Genomic DNA, 18160 nt, shown 5'->3' on the forward strand with positions numbered 1-18160 from the left:
ACCGATCAACCCGATATTGAAACCATCCGCGACAATCAGCGCAACCTCGATCCGCGCGAACAACGTCCCGTGCGACGCCCAGAATATCCCGGCATCCTGCTTGGGGCTGAGCGGCGGAAAGAACGCCGGAATCGCCCCGATCATCATCGCCCCGAAAAACGCCGGCGCCGCATCGCGATGAGTGGGCAGCATCAAAGCAACCACCTGCCCCCGCCGCACCCCCCGCGCCGCAAAAGCCCCCGCAAACCCCACCGCCCGCCGATGCACCTCACCAAACGTCACCGGATGCCCGGGATTATCATGCAGAATGATGAACGGATGATCGGCCCGCTCGCGCGCGACATGGCTGAGCCGGTCGACCAAACTCCTCCCGCGGGTCAGAAGCTCGCCCATCACACCACCGCCGGTTCGCACAGCGACGAATGCCGCGACAGATTGGGGTTGTAATACGGATCGCGCTCGATCAGCGCCTTCCACCGGCTGGTGAACCGCTCGGTGTCGATCGTATCCGCCGCACTGCGCGGCGCACTCCGGGATTCGAAATGCCGCAGCCGGGCGAACGGCGTATAGACCACGCGCTCCCCGGCTTCGAGGCCGCGCAGGCAGAAATCGACGTCGTTGTAATCGATCGGATAACGCTCGTCGAAGCCGCCGATCGCATCGAACAGCCGGCGGCGGAATGCCATGAACGCGCCGGTCACGGCAGCATAGTTGCGAATGATATGGGTAAACCCGTTATAGCCGATATAATCATCGTTGCTGCCGGCGAACAAATGCCCCGCCGCCCCGTGCAGGCCGAGCACGATGCCGGCGTGCTGCACCGTATCATCGGCATAGAGCAACCGCCCGCCGACGATGCCCACGCCGGGGAGTTCCAGCGGTTCGAGAATCGCGGTGAGCCAGCCATCGTCGAGCGCCTCCATATCGTCGTTCAGCAGCACCACCCGCTCGGTGGTGGCCGATTCCACCGCGAAATTCGCCTTCGCCGCGAAGTTGAACGGAGCGCCGTTGCGGCGATGCACGAGCACATCGATCCGCTTGTCACGCTTGGCCAGCACGCTCGCCATCGCCTCGCCGCCCTCGTCGATCACGAGCGTCAGCCGGAACGGCGCGCCGGGATCATGCGCGAGAATGCTGTCAATGAAGTGTTCAGCGTAGCACACCCGTTTCGTCGTCCCCGCCGGTCCCTGGGCGAAGCGGGTCAGCATCAGCAGGGTCACCGGCTCCGCGGGCAATTTCGGGCGGACCCGGTAGCTGCCGGTGAACGCACCGGGTTCGACCACGCCCTTGACCCCGAGCCGTTCGAGATGCGCAGCAACCGCGCGGCGCCCCGCATGATCGGCGGTGGGCTTCGCGGTAACGCTTGAGGCGGTCGAGCTTTCAACCGCCCGCCAATGATAGAGCGGCGCACTGACATGGGCGAAGGACGCACCGGCGCTGGCGGCGCGCAGGGCGAAATCGTGGTCCTGCGCACCATCGAATGCGCTGCGGTAACCGCCGAGGTCGAGAAACTGCGCCTTGCGCACACACAGGCAATGCAGCACGTACATCACGCTCATCAAATGCTCGGGCGCGAAATCGGGCTTGAAAAAATGATCGCCCCGCCGCCCGTCGGACAAAATCTTGTCTTCATCGCAATACAACACATCCGGCGGCGCCGGGCGCGCGGTCTCGGCAAGGTAGGCCGCCAGCAGCCCGGGGGCCAGCCGGTCGTCGTGATCGACCATCACCACGTAGGGCGCCGAGGACAGCATGACAGCACGGTTGGTCGCCGCCGAAATGCCGCCGTTGCGCGTGGTAAACGAAACCTTGATGCGGCAATCCCGCCGCCGAAGATCGTTCAGCGCCGCAATCGTGGCCGGTTTGCTCGATCCGTCATCTGCGATGCACCATTCCCACGAAGGACAGGTCTGCGCCGCGAGATCGGCGTAGAGATCATCGAGCCAGGCCGGATCGGTATTATAGGTCGGCGTAATCACCGAGAAGGCCGGCCTCACAAGGTCTTCGGCAATGCGGTGCGCTGCGGTGCGTTGCTCCATCACCTGCGGCAAGGCCTGAAGCTCATCGCGCGGCGACGCGATCACCGGCATGAAGCCCGAAACATCGAGGCCGAACGCGCACCGCTCGGTCAGCACCCGGCGCAGCGCATCCCCCACCGCATCGAGCGAGAGCCGGGCCGCAACGCGCTCGCAGGTCTCCGCCATGGCGGATTTTGCCACGCTATCGCGCTTGGGAAACGCATGCAGCGCCGCGACGATGGCATCGATATCGGGCTCGAACCAGATCGCATGCGCACGGTAAGGCCCGCGCTCCTCACCCACCTCGCGCGCCTGGCCCGGAATCAGCAACGGATACTCCTCGCCGAGCAATTCCGGCGCCCCGGCATGGGACGAAATCAGTGCCGGCACGCCCAGCACGAGGGATTCGAATATATTGAGCCCGAACCCCTCGCTCCGATGCGGCGAGAAATACAGATCGACCGCTGATTTGAGCGCCACCAGTTCCGCCGCATCCATCACGGTATCGATCACCAGCGTATCCGGCGGAATCCGGGCGGCAGACCGCGCGCTGGCATCCCGCGAATGGGTCTTCAGCACGAACAGGAACACCCCCGGCGCTTCCGCCGCCATGCGCGTCGCGACGGTGCGGAAGACATCGTTGCCCTTGCGCGCCGTGTAGGAGGACGCATCCATCACGAACAGCACCACGATGCGCGGCTGGTCGGACTTCCTGCGGCCGGACGAACGGGCACGCTCGATCCGCTCGACCCAGACCGAAGACGCCGCCTGATCGCGCCGGGCCAGGAGACTCGCGCGATCCACCACATACGGAATCGTCTCGATCGGCCGCGAGGTCACCGCCGCAAACGCCGACCGGCAGAAATCGCTGGGTGTGACAATGAGGTCGAACCCGCCCAGCACGGCATTCCACTCCGGTCGCGCGACCGGCATCTCCCACACCCAGGCCCCGATATTCACCCGCCGGTCGAACAAGGTGCTCCCGTAGCGATCGAGCAGCGTCGCGATATGATCGGGGTTGAGGCAGATGAAATTATGCCCGAACCGCAACGCCGCCGGATCGAACAGGTCGAACCCTCACTCATCCCCTCATTACGTAGCCGGCATGGAATTGCCGAATATGCCGCTGCTGCGCAGCATTTCCGTGAACCGCCGCATCAGGGGCAGTAGCCGGTGCTTCGGCATGTTCGGGATCAATTCATAGAGCATGCACCCCTGACGGAACAACGAGTGTGAGCGGGTCTTCGAAGTGTTGGACTTGAGCTGTCGATCCATTCCCAGGCTCTCGCCTGCCGTCCCGAGCATGGTCAGCAGCGCCATCGCAAACGCGCTGATGAGCAGCAGCCGATCGCGCCGCTCTGGTTCGGCGATGCGGATCTCAGCCATCCCCATCCCAAAACGCAAATCCTTGACGTCCCTGAAGCTGGGTTCGATCGTCCAGCGCCGGGAATATTGCTTGATCAATGTCCCTGCAGACGCCACGGCGTCACTGCTCGCCAGGCACCACGGCTCCTTCATGTCACGCGCATGTACGCACACCACGGCACCGACCTGATAGGCGTGCGAGGCGGTGACGCGCGCACCACGCAGTTTGCGCGCCCGGCCCGATTTGCCGACCCAGTCCGCCGCGGTTCGCGTCTCGCCTGCGGCATCGGTGACATGGATGTTGCCGCGGAAGCGAATGATATAGGCAAAGCCAAGCTCCGTAAGATACGCGAACAGCTTGTGGTCACCGAAGCCGCGGTCGGCCAGGATGGTCACGCGGCAGCCGGGCGGGACAACCTCCGACAGGCGGCGCAGGCAAGTATCCTCGATGGCGTTGCGCTGATCTTTCAATTCCTCTTTCCACATCGACAGCCACAACAGAGGCATCGCCCGGCCATGCTTGCTCACCAGGTTGAGCGCCAACGTTGCCTGATCGTCGCCGTCGAAATCCGTCCAGTCCATGGCAACGACGATGTCGGTCTGCGAACCCACCAGATGCGGTACCCAACGGGCGAAGCTTTCCCAGACGTCGATACTCTCGTTACTGAGCATGCGATCAACCTGCTTGATCGCGTGCTTGGTCACCAGCCCGCGCGCCTGTGCCAACGCCTGACCGATCATCGCGACGGCGAGCGACGCGCCGGTCATCACGCCCAGTGTCGCAGCAGACAGGGAGTCAACGCGTTTGGCGTGGAGATCGTGGGCATACAACTCGTCAATGAATGCGCGGATGTCCTTCAACCGCCCACCATCACGCTTTTTCGATGCTGCAATTCCCATGATCCACCCTCATCCATGCATTCCAACGCTTGGTAGAGAATCGCAGCGAATCGGCGCAATACCTGGACCTATGGAAAATGGGGGGATTCCTGAGGGTCGAACCCCTTGCCCGGCTGGGTCGCCCCCGCGACATCGTATTCATCGACGGTAATGCCCGCCGCACGCATGGCATCGCGATATCCCCGCGCGGCAGCACCAAGCCCGCTCGCAACCGAGAGCGGCCCGAACAGATTGACCCCGCCCGCGCAATACCGGCCCAGATCCTCCAGATGCAGCACCCGGTTCGCGAAAATATTGGTCCCCGGCACCAGCCGCTGCTCGATGAGGCCACAATCGCGCCAATGGTCCTGCGCCTCGTGCAGCGCAACATGACCCGCAAGATCAGGATTGGCCTTCAAATAAGCCGCCGCGTCGATCGTACAATCGACCGCAGGCCGCGCCACCGAACGCCACAACGCCTCGTCGATCAACCGGGGCGGCGCCGTATGCGGCTGGCCACGCAGCAGCGCGGCGGTCGCCGCCGCCACATCGAGGCCGATTTTGCCGGTCGCCCGTGGCATCGCGGCCAGGGCCGCACGCAGACCGACATCGGGTTTACGGGTCGCGAGGGACGCGAGCGCCGGATGCGGCAACCGGCCCTCGCGCTCGCCACAGACCATGAAATGCTCAAGCCCCGAACGAATGATCCCCCGCCGCTTCATGGCATGCACGTCGGGATAGACGGTCAGATAAAACCCTTCATCGAACCACCACAAAGCCTTGCCGATCTCGGCATGGTCGGACAGCACGAAGCTTTGCTCGGCCATCCACGCCCCGCCATATCCGAGAGGCTGCGGGTCGTAATCGGGCAGCGTCCCGGCCTGCGGCGGATTACGCGTGGCGAAATGATAAAACCCCGATGAGAGCTTCCCGGCACCGATCGCCGCCGCAACATCGGGATGCGCCGCCCGATATTCATCCTCGGCAAACAGCCCGTTCGGCGCGACCCGCTGGGCATAGACGTTTTCCAGATAAAAAATGAACGTCTGATAGTCGTTCAACTCCCTGATATCGGGAAACAAGGTCTGGATCTGACGAAACTGCTGCTTGTAGAGTTGTTTGAACGACCACGGATTGAACCAGCCATTGGGGATGAACCGGTCCGCTTCCGGCAGATTGAAATAGGCATCGATAGCCGCGCGCCCGGTCACCCGGATTCCGAGCAACCGCGTCAGATGATGCGTGACATGATGCGGATTGAACGCCAGCGACGGCACCCGTCCCTCATCGGCGCCATGGTCCCAGAAATGGCGTTCGACATCGAAACCCGGGTCCTGCTGCAATAATTGCCCGATATCGACATATCGTTCGACGTAGAACTGTCGATCGAATACATAAAACGGCCTTCCGCCTGACGTTTCGGCCGGCACCGGATCAGTTTCCAAGGCCTCCACAACCGCGACTTTTGCGACGGACAGCTCAGTGACGTTCGAAGCAATCCCGTCCGCCCGGCCCTCTGGGAGCGCCGCATCCAACTCTTCCACCCGGACAGTTTTCTGCGATCCTGAAGTCGACGATCGACTCGGCAACATCAGCACCACGGGATCGGACGACGCCATCGGGGGATATCCCTTTCATCGCATAAATCGCACTTAGTCAGGACCGCATTCTGCGAGCGATACCCCTTGAAGTTGTATCATACTATGACCTGATTTCAATAAAATATTTATAATTACCTTGAAATTTTATTTGATTTATTTTTTAGACAGATAAGCGTTATTTTTATACCACTCAGCCCGGGCCGGCGCTGGACGATTTTACGCGTTCTTTATGCCCCGCCCCGAAAACGATCTCCCGATTTTATGCCGCGAAGCGGACAAAGGGCCGCGTTCATCCCCGGAGCCACCCCATGCCCGATCTTCTCTCCCTGCTCGCCGCCATCGCGATCTTCGCGCTGTTCTTCGCCTACGTCCCCCTCTGCGCGAAAATCTGAACCCATGCCCGATCTCGCCCTCGCCGGCGCCGTCGCGCTCGGCCTGCTGATCTACCTCGTCTGGGCCCTGGTCCGCCCGGAGGATTTCTGACCATGACCGCTCACGGCCTGCTCTTCATCGCGCTCATCCTCATCCTGGTCCTCGGCAGCGCCATCCCGCTCGGCGCCTACCTCGCCCGCATCCTCACCGGCAAAACCCGCCTTCTCGCCCCGATCGAGACCGGCATCTACCGGCTCTGCGGCATCGATCCCGCCCGCCCGATGGGCTGGACCAGCTACGCCATCGCCCTGCTGATGCTCAGCGTGATCCACTTCCTGCTGCTCTACGCCATCCTTCGCCTGCAATATTACCTGCCGTTCAACCCGCAGCACATCGCCGGCATGGCGCCGATGCTCGCCTTCAACACCGCCGCCAGCTTCACCACCAACACAAACTGGCAGGCCTACGCGCCGGAATCGCAAATCTCCAACGGTGCGCAGATGTTCGGCCTCATGGTCCACATGTTCATCAGCGCCGCCGCCGGTATCGCCGTCGCCGCCGCCCTGATGCGCGGCTTCATCGGCGGCGGCCTCAAATCCCTCGGCAACATCTACGTCGATATCATCCGCATCACCCTCTACCTCCTGCTGCCGATCGCCCTCCTCGCCGCCACCCTCCTTCTGATCGGCGGCGTCCCCATGACGCTCGACGCCTTCGCCCACCTCCACACCATCACCGGCGCGCCCCAGACCATCGCGCGCGGCCCGGTCGCCCTGCAGGAAGCCATCAAGGAACTCGGCACCAACGGCGGCGGCTTCTTCAACGCCAACTCCGCCCACCCGTTCGAAAACCCCAACGCAATGACCAACCTGCTCGAAATCTGGCTCATGCTGGTCATCGGCTTCGCCCTGCCCATCGCCTTCGGCCACATGATCGGCCGCAAACGCGAAGGCCTCGCCCTCTTCGCCGCCATGGCCCTCATCCTCGGCTTCGCCATGGTGGGCGACTACGCCGCCGAAGCCGCCAACAACCCCATCCTGATCCACGCCGGCATCATGGCCCACCCCGGCAACATGGTCGGCAAGGAAGCCCGCTTCGGCATCGCCCAATCCACCACCTTCAACATCGCCGCCACCGGAACCTCCACCGGCGCCGTCAACTCCGTCACTGACAGCTACACCCCGCTCGGCGGCCTCATGCCCCTCTTTCTGATGCAGCTCGGCGAGGTCGCCCCCGGCGGCGTCGGCTCCGGCCTCTGCGGCATGGTCCTGTTCGCCCTCCTCGCCGTCTTCGTCGCAGGCCTCATGGTCGGCCGAACGCCCGAATACCTCGGCAAGAAAATCCAGTCCCGCGAAATCAAACTCGCCATGCTCGCCGTGCTGATCCAAACCCTGCTCATCCTCGCAGGCACCGGATTCTCCCTGCTCACCAAATCCGGCCTCGCCTCGCTCGAAAACGCAGGCCCCCACGGCCTCACCGAAATGCTCTACGGCTGGACCTCCGCCACCGAAAACAACGGCTCCGCCTTCGCCGGCCTCGCCGCCAACACCCCACTCCTGGACTACGGCCTCGGCCTCGCCATGCTGTTCGGCCGCTTCGCCGTCCTCATCCCCGTCCTCGCCATCGCCGGCTCCCTCGCCGCCAAACCCAAACTCCCGCCCTCCACCGGAACCTTCCCCACCGATACCCCCCTGTTCGTCCTCCTGCTCATCGGCATCATCATCATCCTCGGCGGCCTCCAATTCATGCCCGCCGATACCCTCGGCCCCCTGGCGGAACAGTACCTGATGCTCAAGGGGACTGTGTTTTGAACGGCGGGACAGAAGGCGAGGGGCTCTGCCCCTCGACCCCGCCAAAGGCGGAGCCTTTGGAATCCACCAGTTTAAGGCGAGAGGAGGGCGCGCCCTCGGTGGTTCCGTCGATCTCGCCTGGACAGCCCTCCTCCCGCCTTAAACTCAAGGGTTCTAAGGGCCGCGCCCTTAGCGGGGGTCCAGGGGGCAGCGCCCCCTGGCCTTGCTTCCCTCCCGTTCAAACCCCGTTCCCATGGGACATCAGCCAATGACCAGCCAAGTCGATACGATCCGCCTGTTCGATCGTGCCATTGTCGTGCGTGCCGCGGGCGATGCGGTTTTGAAGCTCGATCCGCGCCATCTGATCCGCAATCCGGTGATTTTCACCACCGAGGTGATTGCGGTTCTGGTTTCGGTGGTCGGTATTCATGAGGTTGTGGCCGGGCGGCCCGCGGCGTTTTCGCTGGTGATTGCGGTGTGGCTGTGGATCACCGTGTTGTTCGCGACGTTTGCCGAGGCGGTGGCCGAGGGCCGGGGCCGGGTCCGGGCGGATGCGTTGCGCCGTGCCCGGTCGGACACGATGGCGAAGCTCGTTCTCGACCCTCGCGACCGCACGATCTTCAAGCCGACCCCCGCGCCCGAACTCCACAAGGACGATCTCGTGCTGGTCGAGACCGGCGACATCATTCCCTCGGATGGCGAGATCATCGAGGGGATCGCGAGCGTGAACGAGAGCGCGATCACCGGCGAATCCGCTCCGGTAATCCGCGAGGCAGGGGGCGATCGTTCGGCGGTCACCGGCGGCACCCAGGTGGTATCGGATTTTCTGGTGATCCGGATCACCGCCGAACCGGGCTCAACCTTTCTCGACCGGATGATCGCGCTGGTCGAAGGAGCCGAGCGGCGCAAGACCCCGAACGAGATCGCGCTCGACATTCTGCTGGCGGGTCTCACCGTCATTTTCGTGATCGCGGTAGCGACCCTGCCGGGGTTCGCGTCCTATTCCAAAACCCATCTCTCGATCGCGGTTCTGGCGGCCCTGTTCGTCTGCCTGATCCCCACCACGATCGGCGGCTTGTTATCCGCGATCGGAATCGCCGGGATGGACCGGCTGATCCGCTTCAACGTAGTGGCCACCTCCGGCCGCGCGGTCGAGGCGGCGGGCGATGTCGATGCCCTGCTGCTCGATAAAACCGGCACCATCACCTTCGGCAACCGCATGGCCTCCGCGCTCTATCCGGTCCCCGGCGTCGATGAGCGCGTCCTCGCCGAAGCCGCCGCCTTCGCCTCGCTGGGCGACGAAACCCCCGAAGGCCGTTCGATCGTCACGCTGGTCCGCGACCGTTACCAGATCGACCTTCGCCTGCCGGCCACCGCAACGCTCGTGCCGTTCAGCGCCAACACAAGGGTCTCCGGCATCGAGTCCGGCGGTAGATCATGGCGCAAGGGAGCGGTCGATTCCGTGCTGAAACTCACCGCCAGCCCGCCGCCCGCCGCCTTCACCGAAGCGGTCTCGCGCATCGCCCGCGCCGGCTCCACGCCGCTCGCCCTGGCAGTGGACGGAAAGCTGCTCGGCGCGATCGAACTGAAGGACATCGTCAAGCCCGGCATCAAGGAGCGCTTCGCCGATCTCCGCCGCATGGGCATCCGCACCATCATGGTCACCGGCGACAACCGCATCACCGCCGCCGCCATCGCCGCCGAGGCAGGGGTGGACGACATGATCGCCGAGGCCACCCCGCAGGACAAGCTCGGCTACATCCGCAAAGCGCAGGAGGAAGGCCGCCTCGTCGCCATGTGCGGCGACGGCACCAACGACGCCCCGGCTCTCGCCCAGGCCGATGTCGGCGTCGCCATGCAAACCGGCACCCAGGCGGCGCGCGAGGCCGGCAACATGGTCGATCTCGACAGCGACCCGACCAAGCTGATCGAGATCGTCGAAATCGGCAAGCAATTGCTGATCACCCGTGGCGCGCTGACCACGTTCTCGATCGCCAACGACATCTCGAAATACTTTGCCATCCTGCCCGCGATCTTCGTCGCGACCTATCCGGGATTGCAGGCGCTCAACATCATGGGCCTGACCTCGCCGGAAAGCGCCATCCTCGCGGCGGTGATCTTCAATGCGCTGATCATCGTGGTGCTGGTCCCGCTCGCCCTGCGCGGCGTCAGGTTCCGCGCGGTCGGCGCCGCCGCCCTGCTGCGCCGCAACCTGCTGATCTACGGCCTCGGCGGCATCGCCGCCCCCTTCATCGGCATCAAGGCGATCGACATGATCCTCACCGCCTTTCACATCTTCACCTGATCGGACCCCGCGCCATGTACCGTGAAATCCGCCCCGCTCTCTCGCTCGTCCTGCTGTTCACCCTCATCCTCGGCGTCGCCCTGCCCACCGCCTTCACCGGCCTTGCCCAGGCCCTGTTTCCCTTCCAGGCGAATGGCAGCCTGATCAGGCACGATGGCCAACTCATCGGCTCCGCCCTGATCGGCCAGAATTTCACCGGCCCGGACTGGTTCACCCCGCGCCCCTCGGCCCTCACCGGCACCGATGCCAGCGGCAAAACCATCGCCACCCCCTACAATGCCGCGGAATCCGGCGGCTCGGCTTCCGGCCCGACCAATGCGGGCATGATCGCCAACGTCAAAACCCGCATCGCCGCCTACCACGCCGCCTACGGGCCGGGTCCGGTGCCGGATGATGCCGTCACCACCAGCGGCTCCGGCCTCGACCCGGATATTTCCCTCGAAAACGCCGCGCGTCAGGCCCCGTCCATCGCCGCCGCCCGCAAACTCCCCCCCGCCACCGTCACCGCCCTGATCAGCCGCCTCGCCCACCACCGCATCCTCGGCATCATCGGCACCGATCATGTCAACGTCCTGAAACTCAACCTTGCCTTGAGCCGCCTCGCCGCGCCATGATCGCCCCACATGCCAACACAGAACACCGAGCATCGGCCTGACCCCGACGCCCTGCTCGCCACTGCGGCCAACGAGCATCGCGGGCGGCTGAAAATCTTCCTCGGCGCCGCCCCCGGCGTCGGCAAAACCTGGGAAATGCTCGCCGCCGCCCGCCGCAAACGCGCCGAGGGCACCGATGTCCTCGCCGGCCTGATCGAAACCCACGGTCGCGCCGAAACCGCCGAACAACTCGCCGACCTCCCGATCCTGCCACGCCGGAACATCCCCTATCGCGGCCACATCCTCGAAGAATTCGACCTCGAAGCCGCCATCGCCCGCCACCCGGCTTTGCTGCTGGTCGACGAACTCGCCCACACCAACGCCCCCGGCCTGCGCCACGCCAAACGCTGGCAGGACATCGCGGACATCCTCGATGCCGGAATCGACGTCTGGACCACCCTGAACATCCAGCACCTCGAAAGCCTGAACGATCAGGTCGCCCGCATCACGGGCGTCCGCGTCACCGAAACCCTGCCCGATACCGTCCTCGGCCTCGCCGCCGAAATCGAACTGATCGACCTTCCCCCCGCCGAACTCCGCACCCGCCTCGAACAGGGCCGGATCTACCGCCCCGATCTCGCCCGTCGCGCCCTCGACGGCTTCTTCCGCCCCGGCAACCTCGCCTCCCTGCGCGAAATGGCCCTGCGCCGCGCCGCCCAGCACGTCGATCGCGACATCGCCAGCTACATGCGCGCCCGCGCCATCGCCGGCCCCTGGCCCGCCGCCGAACGCGTGATGGCCGTCATCGAAACCGGCCCCGCCGCCGAACAGGTGGTCCGCCACGCCGCCCGCCTCGCCGAAGCCCTCCGCGCCCCGCTGCTCGCCTTCCACGCCGAAACCGAATCCGGCGTCGGCGTCCAGTCCGCCCTCGACCTCGCGATCCAGCTCGGCGGCACGGTCGAAATCACCACCAACGCCGATGCCGCGACCGCCGCCCTCGATGTCGCCTCCCGCCACAACGTCGCCCATATCGTCCTCGCGCGCCCGCCCACCCGGGCCTGGCGCCGCCCGCTCGCCGCCAAACTCGCCCGCCGCGCCCGCGCCTACTCGATCTACACCGTCCCCGATCCCGCCGCCCGCACCACCCAGCCCAAACCCGCCCGACCCCGCCAACCTTTGCTCCCCTACGCGATCAGCCTCGCCATCATGGCCCTCGCCACCGCCCTCGGCTTCCTCCTGCGCACATACGTCCCGCACGACGCCATGGGCTTCGTCTTCACCGGCATCGTGGTCGGCGTCGCCAGCCGCTACGGACGCCGCCTCGGCCTGTTCGCCGCCCTCGCGAGCTTCCTCCTCTGGAACTTCTTCTTCCTCCCGCCGGTCTTCACCCTCTCGGTCGGCGACCCGCGCGACGTCGTCGCCCTCATCGTCTTCCTCGCGGTCGGCCTGCTCACCGGCACCCTCGCAGGCCGCGTCCGCATCGAAGCCGAAGCCGCCCGCAGCCGGATCGACGCCCTGCGCCGCGTCGCCCTGTTCGGCCGCACCCTCGCCCGGGCCACCGACGAGCCAGCCCTGCGCACCGCCATCGAAACCGAAGCCGCCGCCCTCGCCAGCCACGCCATCGTCCTGATGGCCGCAAATTCCACCCTGCCACTCTCCCCCGAACTCGATGAACCAGCCCAGGCCGCCGCCGAATTCGCCTTCGCCAACCGCGTCGCCACCGGCGCCGGCACCATCACCCTCCCGCTGGTCCCGTGGCGCTTCCTGCCGCTCGCCACCGAAGCCGGAACGATCGGCGTGCTCGGCGTCCAACCCGCATCCCCCCTCACCGAACCACTCGCCCAGGCCCTCGGCGCCCTCGCCGATCAGGCCGCCATGGCCACCGAACGCCTCCGCCTCGCCGCCCGCGCCGCCGAAGCCAACGCCCAGGCCGCCACCCAGAAACTCCGCACCGCCCTGCTGTCATCCCTCTCGCACGACCTGCGAACCCCGCTCACCGGCATCCGCGGCGCCGCCGAAACCCTCGCCGTCCCCACCCTCACCGAGGCCACCCGCACCGACCTGCTCGCCAGCATCGTCCAGGACGTCGAACGCATGACCCGCTTCCTCACCAACATCACCGGCATGGCCCGCATCGAAACCGGCGAGATCGTCGCCCGCCGCGAAACCATCGACCTCGCCCCCCTGATCGAAGCCGCCATCGCCCGCGTCCCCGAAGCCTTCCACACCGCCGTCAACCTCACCGCCCCCACCATCACCGCCGACCCCGCCCTGCTCGAACAAACCATCGTCAACCTGCTCGAAAACGCCATCAAATACGCCCCGACCGGCGCCGCCATCACCATCCGCACCAGCCGCGACGCCACCACCACCACCATCTCGGTCGCCGACGAAGGCATCGGCATCGACCCCGCCGACCTGCCCCACATCTTCGACAGCTTCTACCGCGCCGCCCACGGCGACCGCATCGCCCCCGGAACCGGCCTCGGCCTCGCCATCGCCCGCGCCTTCGTCGAAACCATGCACGGCACCATCACCGCCACCAGCCCCCGCCCCGACCTCCCCCGCGACAGCCTCCCCGGCACCATCATCACCATCAGATTGCCATGCCCATGAAGGGGGATGGGATGGGAGTGAGGGAAGGCCAGGGGGCGCTGCCCCCTGGACCCCCGCTAAGGGCGGAGCCCTTAGAACCCCGGAGTTTCAGGCAAGGGGAGGGCGACACAGGCGAGATCGACGGAACCACCGAGGCCGCGCCCTCCCCTTGCCTGAAACTAGTGGATTCCAAAGGCTCTGCCTTTGGCGGGGTCGAGGGGCAGCGCCCCTCGCCTTGCTTCACCCCACTCCCCATCCTCCCCGCATGATCACGGGCAATATACTGGTGGTCGATGATGAGCCGCAGATTCATCGGTTTCTCAAGCCGGCGCTGGAGGCGGCGGGGTATGTTGCGCTGCGTGCCGATACCGGGGGCGAGGCATTGCGGCTGGCTGCATCCGCTGCGCCCGATCTGATTCTGCTCGATCTCGGATTGCCGGACATGGATGGTCAGGTGGTTCTCGCCCGTTTACGTGCGTTCTGTGCCGCGCCGGTCATCGTCCTGTCCGCGCGCGACCGCGAGGCCGAAAAGATCATGGCGCTCGATGCCGGGGCGCATGATTACGTCGAAAAGCCGTTCGCGCTGGGCGAGTTGCTCGCCCGGGTCCGCGCGGCCCTGCGCCATCACGCCCAACCGGCGGACTCCGGCCCGAAGCTCACCCTCGGCGCCCTTGCGCTCGACCCCGAGCGCCGCGCCGCGACGCTCATGGTCGAGGGCGTCCCGACCGATCTCGGCCTTACCCGCATCCAGTATAATCTTCTGGCATTGTTCGTCCGCAACCAGGGGCGCGTCCTCACCCACCGGCAGGTTCTCGCCGCGATCTGGGGGCCCGCCCACACCGAGGACATCGCCTATCTGCGGATCTACGTGAGCCAGCTCCGCCGCAAGCTGATCGCCTCCGGCTTCACCCTGATCACCGAACCCGGTATCGGCTACCGTCTCGCGGAAGCGACCGATCGCGGCTGAGCGAGGGCGGCGAGCGCCCCGTCGAGATCATCGATCAGATCCGCCACATCCTCCAGCCCGACCGAAAACCGGATCGTCCCCTCGCTGATCCCGAGCAGCGCCCGGTCGGCCGGCGGCACTTTCGAGTGCGTGGTGGTCGCGGGATGCGTCATCATCGACTTGGAATCGCCGAGATTGTTCGAAATCACGATCAGGTCGAGTGCGTTCATCAGCCGGAACGCGGCATCCTGGCCGCCCTTCATCTCGAAGGTCACCAGCGTCCCGCCATCGCTCATCTGCGCCCGCGCGAGGGCCGATTGCGGATGATCCGCGCGGAACGGATACAGCACCCGCGCCACCTGCGCCTGCCCCGCCAGATGATCCGCGATCGTGGCGGCGGACCGGCAGGACTGCGCGACCCGCAGCGCCATGGTCTCCAACCCTTTCAGGATCACCCAGGCATTGAACGGCGAGAGTGCGGGGCCGGTATTGCGGGTGAACGGCTGCAGCGTGGTCTCTATCCACTCCTTGCGCCCGAGCACCGCGCCGCCGAGCACGCGTCCCTGCCCATCCATGTGCTTGGTCGCGGAATACACCACCACATCCGCGCCGAATTCCAATGGCCGTTGCAGCAGCGGGGTTGCGAACACGTTATCCACCACCACGATCGCCCCGGCCCGATGCGCGAGGTCGGACACCGCGCGCAGGTCGATGATGTCGAGCATCGGGTTCGAGGGCGTCTCCAGCAGCACCAGCGCCGTCGGCACCGCCAGGGCTTCGCCCCACGCCGCAATATCCGCGCCATCGACCAGCACGGTCTCGATCCCGTAGCGCGGCAGCAGCGTCGTGACGATCCAGTGGCACGAGCCGAACAATGCGCGCGAGGCCACAACCCGGTCCCCCGCCTTCACATGGCACAAAATCGCGGCATGCACCGCCGCCATCCCGGTCGCGGTCGCCCGGCAGGCTTCCGCCCCTTCGATCGCCGCCAGCCGTGCTTCGAGCATCGACACGGTGGGATTGCCGAACCGCGAATACTGATAATGCGCAACCTCGCCGCGGAACGTCGCCGCCGCCTGCTCGGCATCGTCGTAAACGAACCCCGAGGTCAGGAACAACGCCTCGGCGTTCTCCGCAAAATTGGACCGGACCTGACCGGCATGAACCAGAGTGGTGGCAGGGCGATAGGTTCGTTTCATCCTCCCACTATAACCGGACCACTCTCATTTTCCCAAATCAGGCCCGGTATGCACGGCTTATTAACTGTCCGTTAAACAATCTGCGTTATCCCCGGAGGCATCGTTGATTTCCGGAGACCCCATGCAGCACATCGCACCCGTTCTCGAACCGTCTCTCCGTGCCGGCCTCTGGGCGTTCGGTCAGGCGGACGGCACGCCGATCGCCGATGCCATCGGGTTCGGCCCGGGCGGGCGCATCCGCGGCCACGCCGATAAAAACGAAACGGCCTGGCGGATCGAAGGCGGCCAGCTCGAATTCCTCAGCGCGGATCGCCGGATCACCGCCCGGTTCGACCGCTACGATCCCGGCAGCGACCCGATCTGCCTGCATGGCGTCGCCACCTCCCCGCTCTGGAATGAAACCCGCCCGGTCATGCTGCTCCAGATCGGCGCGCTCCCCGCCCCGGCACCCGCACCCGCCCGCAGGCGCAACCTCGTCATCATGCGCGCCGGGCCGCAGGGGCTGTTCCCGCGCTGGGCCGGTGCCGCAACCCGCGATTGGGATTTCGCCCTCTCCTGGTATGGCCGGGAGGACCCGCCCGATTGGGGTCAGGATTTCACGCAATGCGAGCCCGGTCCCAAACTCCAGCCGATCGGCCGCTGGCTCGATCAACACCGCGATCTGATCCGTCACTACGATCACATCTGGCTGCCGGATGACGATATCATGACAGACTGGTCCACGGTCGATCGCCTCTTCGCGACCTGCCGCGAGTTCGATCTGCAACTGGCCCAGCCGGCGCTGACCCGGCAGTCCTTCTCGGCCCACCTCATGCTGTACGAATGCCCCGATTATCGCCTCCGCTACACCAATTTCGTCGAAGGCATGGTCCCGGTATTCAGCGCGGCGGCGGCCATGCTCTGCCTGCCGGTCCTTCTCGAAGCCACGGCCTATGGCTGGGGCCATGACTGGATTTTCCCCCGCCTGCTCGGCTATCCGAAACACCGCATCGCGGTGATCGATGAGTGCGCGGTCACCCACACCCGTCCCTGCGGCGTCAATACCGACCGTGATGTCGCGCGCGCGGAATTGAAGGCGATCGTCGCGAAATACGGTGCCACCCACATGGACCACCGCATCCACGGCTGCATCTTCCGCGAGCCGCTCCCCTGGCTCGACTGACCAGACGACCGCGCCCCGCGCGACCCATCAAGTCGCGACCCATCAGGGCGTGACCCGTCATCACGCGACCGATCAGCGCGCAACCGATCACCACGCAACCGATCAGCGCGCAACCGGGCGGCGCAGCAACCGGGCGAGGGCAGGGGTCACGCCTGCCCGATACCTCCGGGCACGCCTGAAGGACGCATCTCGATCTGCGCGAGCGGCGACAATGAGGCGGCAACCGCGCCAGCGCCTGTCGGCAGCACAACCGTATCCCCGCTCAGCCGCGCCTGCGGAAACAGCGTCACGCCACGGAGCAACGCGGCGGTATCGCGGCAGATCAACCACAGCGGCGGTGGCGAGGCGGCATAGCTGAAATGGCCATGGGCGTAGGAATGAAAAATCTCCTGCCCCGCCCGATGGAAAACCGCAACCATCCCGCCCTTGAACAACGAGAGCAGATGCGCGTTCCCCCCCTGCACCGTGATATGGAAATGGGCATCGGCATACAGGCGCAGCTTGACCTCGTTATACGACAAAGCGGGCGCGAACGCCTCGCTCAACTCGTCGAAGATCACCACATCGGGGTGGCCGCGCAGCACCGCCAGATCGTCGAACGGCAGATCGGGCTGATGATCGACCGAATAGCCCGGCGGCGTTCCGCGCATCCCCGGACGCAGATAAACGATCCGAAACCACCGCCCGAGCATCCCGAAAATCCGGTCGAGCAGGTCGAGCGGCAGCATATTCACCGGGGCCTGCCCCCATTCCGGGGTCACCTTGTTATGAACCACCAGCAGGGGCCGGTCCGCCGCGAACATCCCCGAGCGGAACCGCGCCCGGTAATCGGGGAACAACTCGAACGGCGAGCGGATCGCGGCATGATCGTCCCGGTTGGGCAGCCAGGCGGGCCGCAAGGCGGGCGGCACATAACGGCGCGGTTCATCGCGAAATTCGATCTGCCGGTCATCGAGAAAAAAATAGAACGCGCGCATCCCGGCATAGGTCGTCACCACCCGCCCCGCCATCCGCCCGCTCCGATGCAGGAAATGGACGAACGGGATGAAGGAATTGATCTCGGCCCCGAACTCCCCGGTGAAATCGAGCCGTCGCGGCACATCGTCACATGGCGCTTCATCCGCCCCCGCGACGATCAACCCCGCCCGATCCGTCCGATGTTCGATCATTCCGGTACTTTGGCAGCGTCTGGTTAACGAAGGCTCAACCAGAACGGCGGATCCTGAAAAAGATCATGCCGCCCCAACCCTCTCAACGCCCCATTTCATACACACTTCGCCGCTCTAAACCCGTGACGATCTCGCCTCGATCTGCAACGCGATAACCCCGATCCGA

Annotated in this window: 12 protein-coding genes and 1 pseudogene; 7 read left to right on the top strand and 6 right to left on the bottom strand. The window is 65.5% G+C overall.

All coding sequences use genetic code 11. The annotated features are described in order from the left end of the window. Positions 1-159: 159 nt before the first annotated feature. The 4 genes and pseudogenes from SIL87_RS20135 to SIL87_RS03740 form a co-directional block, all read right to left on the bottom strand. Positions 160-393: pseudogene (locus SIL87_RS20135) on the bottom strand (hypothetical protein); the annotation flags it as partial. Then, the gene (locus tag SIL87_RS03730) at positions 393-3068 is read right to left on the bottom strand and encodes a glycosyltransferase (protein ID WP_319612868.1); all 2676 of its coding nucleotides are present in this window, start codon (positions 3066-3068) and stop codon (positions 393-395) included. The gene SIL87_RS03730 and the pseudogene SIL87_RS20135, both read right to left, overlap by 1 nt. 42 nt (positions 3069-3110) lie before the next feature. Next, a complete protein-coding gene (locus SIL87_RS03735) occupies positions 3111-4283 on the bottom strand; it encodes an IS4 family transposase (protein WP_319612376.1) in 1173 nt (390 codons plus the stop codon). Positions 4284-4351: 68 nt separating this feature from the next. After that, positions 4352-5692: a hypothetical protein gene (locus SIL87_RS03740; protein ID WP_319612869.1), complete on the bottom strand. Its 1341-nt coding sequence runs from the start codon at positions 5690-5692 to the stop codon at positions 4352-4354. A gap of 567 nt (positions 5693-6259) precedes the next feature. On the opposite strand from SIL87_RS03740, the gene kdpF reads away from it, so the two are divergent. The 6 genes from kdpF to SIL87_RS03770 all read left to right on the top strand — a co-directional run bounded on the left by kdpF (position 6260) and on the right by SIL87_RS03770 (position 14485). After that, positions 6260-6346, top strand: coding sequence for a K(+)-transporting ATPase subunit F (gene kdpF, locus SIL87_RS03745; RefSeq protein ID WP_319615898.1), 87 nt, complete (start codon positions 6260-6262; stop codon positions 6344-6346). A 2-nt stretch (positions 6347-6348) separates the two neighbouring features. Continuing rightward, a complete protein-coding gene (gene kdpA / locus SIL87_RS03750) occupies positions 6349-8046 on the top strand; it encodes a potassium-transporting ATPase subunit KdpA (RefSeq protein WP_319612870.1) in 1698 nt (565 codons plus the stop codon). Positions 8047-8293: 247 nt separating this feature from the next. Beyond that, positions 8294-10330 carry a potassium-transporting ATPase subunit KdpB gene (gene kdpB / locus SIL87_RS03755; protein ID WP_319612871.1) on the top strand — a complete coding sequence of 679 codons (2037 nt, stop codon included), beginning with the start codon at positions 8294-8296 and terminating at the stop codon, positions 10328-10330. A 14-nt stretch (positions 10331-10344) separates the two neighbouring features. Continuing rightward, on the top strand, positions 10345-10944 hold the full coding sequence (gene kdpC, locus SIL87_RS03760) for a potassium-transporting ATPase subunit KdpC (RefSeq protein ID WP_319612872.1): 600 nt from the start codon (positions 10345-10347) through the stop codon (positions 10942-10944). 9 nt (positions 10945-10953) lie between these two features. After that, complete coding sequence (locus tag SIL87_RS03765) at positions 10954-13539, top strand: sensor histidine kinase KdpD (protein ID WP_319612873.1); 2586 nt, start codon at positions 10954-10956, stop codon at positions 13537-13539. A gap of 244 nt (positions 13540-13783) precedes the next feature. Continuing rightward, on the top strand, positions 13784-14485 hold the full coding sequence (locus SIL87_RS03770; protein WP_319612874.1) for a response regulator: 702 nt from the start codon (positions 13784-13786) through the stop codon (positions 14483-14485). On the opposite strand, the gene metZ is transcribed toward SIL87_RS03770, so the two are convergent. Beyond that, positions 14452-15663 carry an O-succinylhomoserine sulfhydrylase gene (gene metZ, locus SIL87_RS03775; RefSeq protein ID WP_319612875.1) on the bottom strand — a complete coding sequence of 404 codons (1212 nt, stop codon included), beginning with the start codon at positions 15661-15663 and terminating at the stop codon, positions 14452-14454. The two genes, SIL87_RS03770 and metZ, sit on opposite strands and share 34 nt — an antisense overlap. A gap of 121 nt (positions 15664-15784) precedes the next feature. Here metZ and SIL87_RS03780 point away from each other — a divergent pair, with 121 nt between their 5' ends. After that, entirely contained in the window at positions 15785-16825 is a 1041-nt protein-coding gene (locus SIL87_RS03780; RefSeq protein ID WP_319612876.1) for a DUF707 domain-containing protein, read from the top strand. Positions 16826-16971: 146 nt separating this feature from the next. On the opposite strand, the gene SIL87_RS03785 is transcribed toward SIL87_RS03780, so the two are convergent. Next, positions 16972-17994: a hypothetical protein gene (locus tag SIL87_RS03785; protein WP_319612877.1), complete on the bottom strand. Its 1023-nt coding sequence runs from the start codon at positions 17992-17994 to the stop codon at positions 16972-16974. Positions 17995-18160 lie beyond the last annotated feature (166 nt).

Source organism: Acidiphilium acidophilum (genome assembly GCF_033842475.1).
GTDB lineage: Bacteria > Pseudomonadota > Alphaproteobacteria > Acetobacterales > Acetobacteraceae > Acidiphilium > Acidiphilium acidophilum.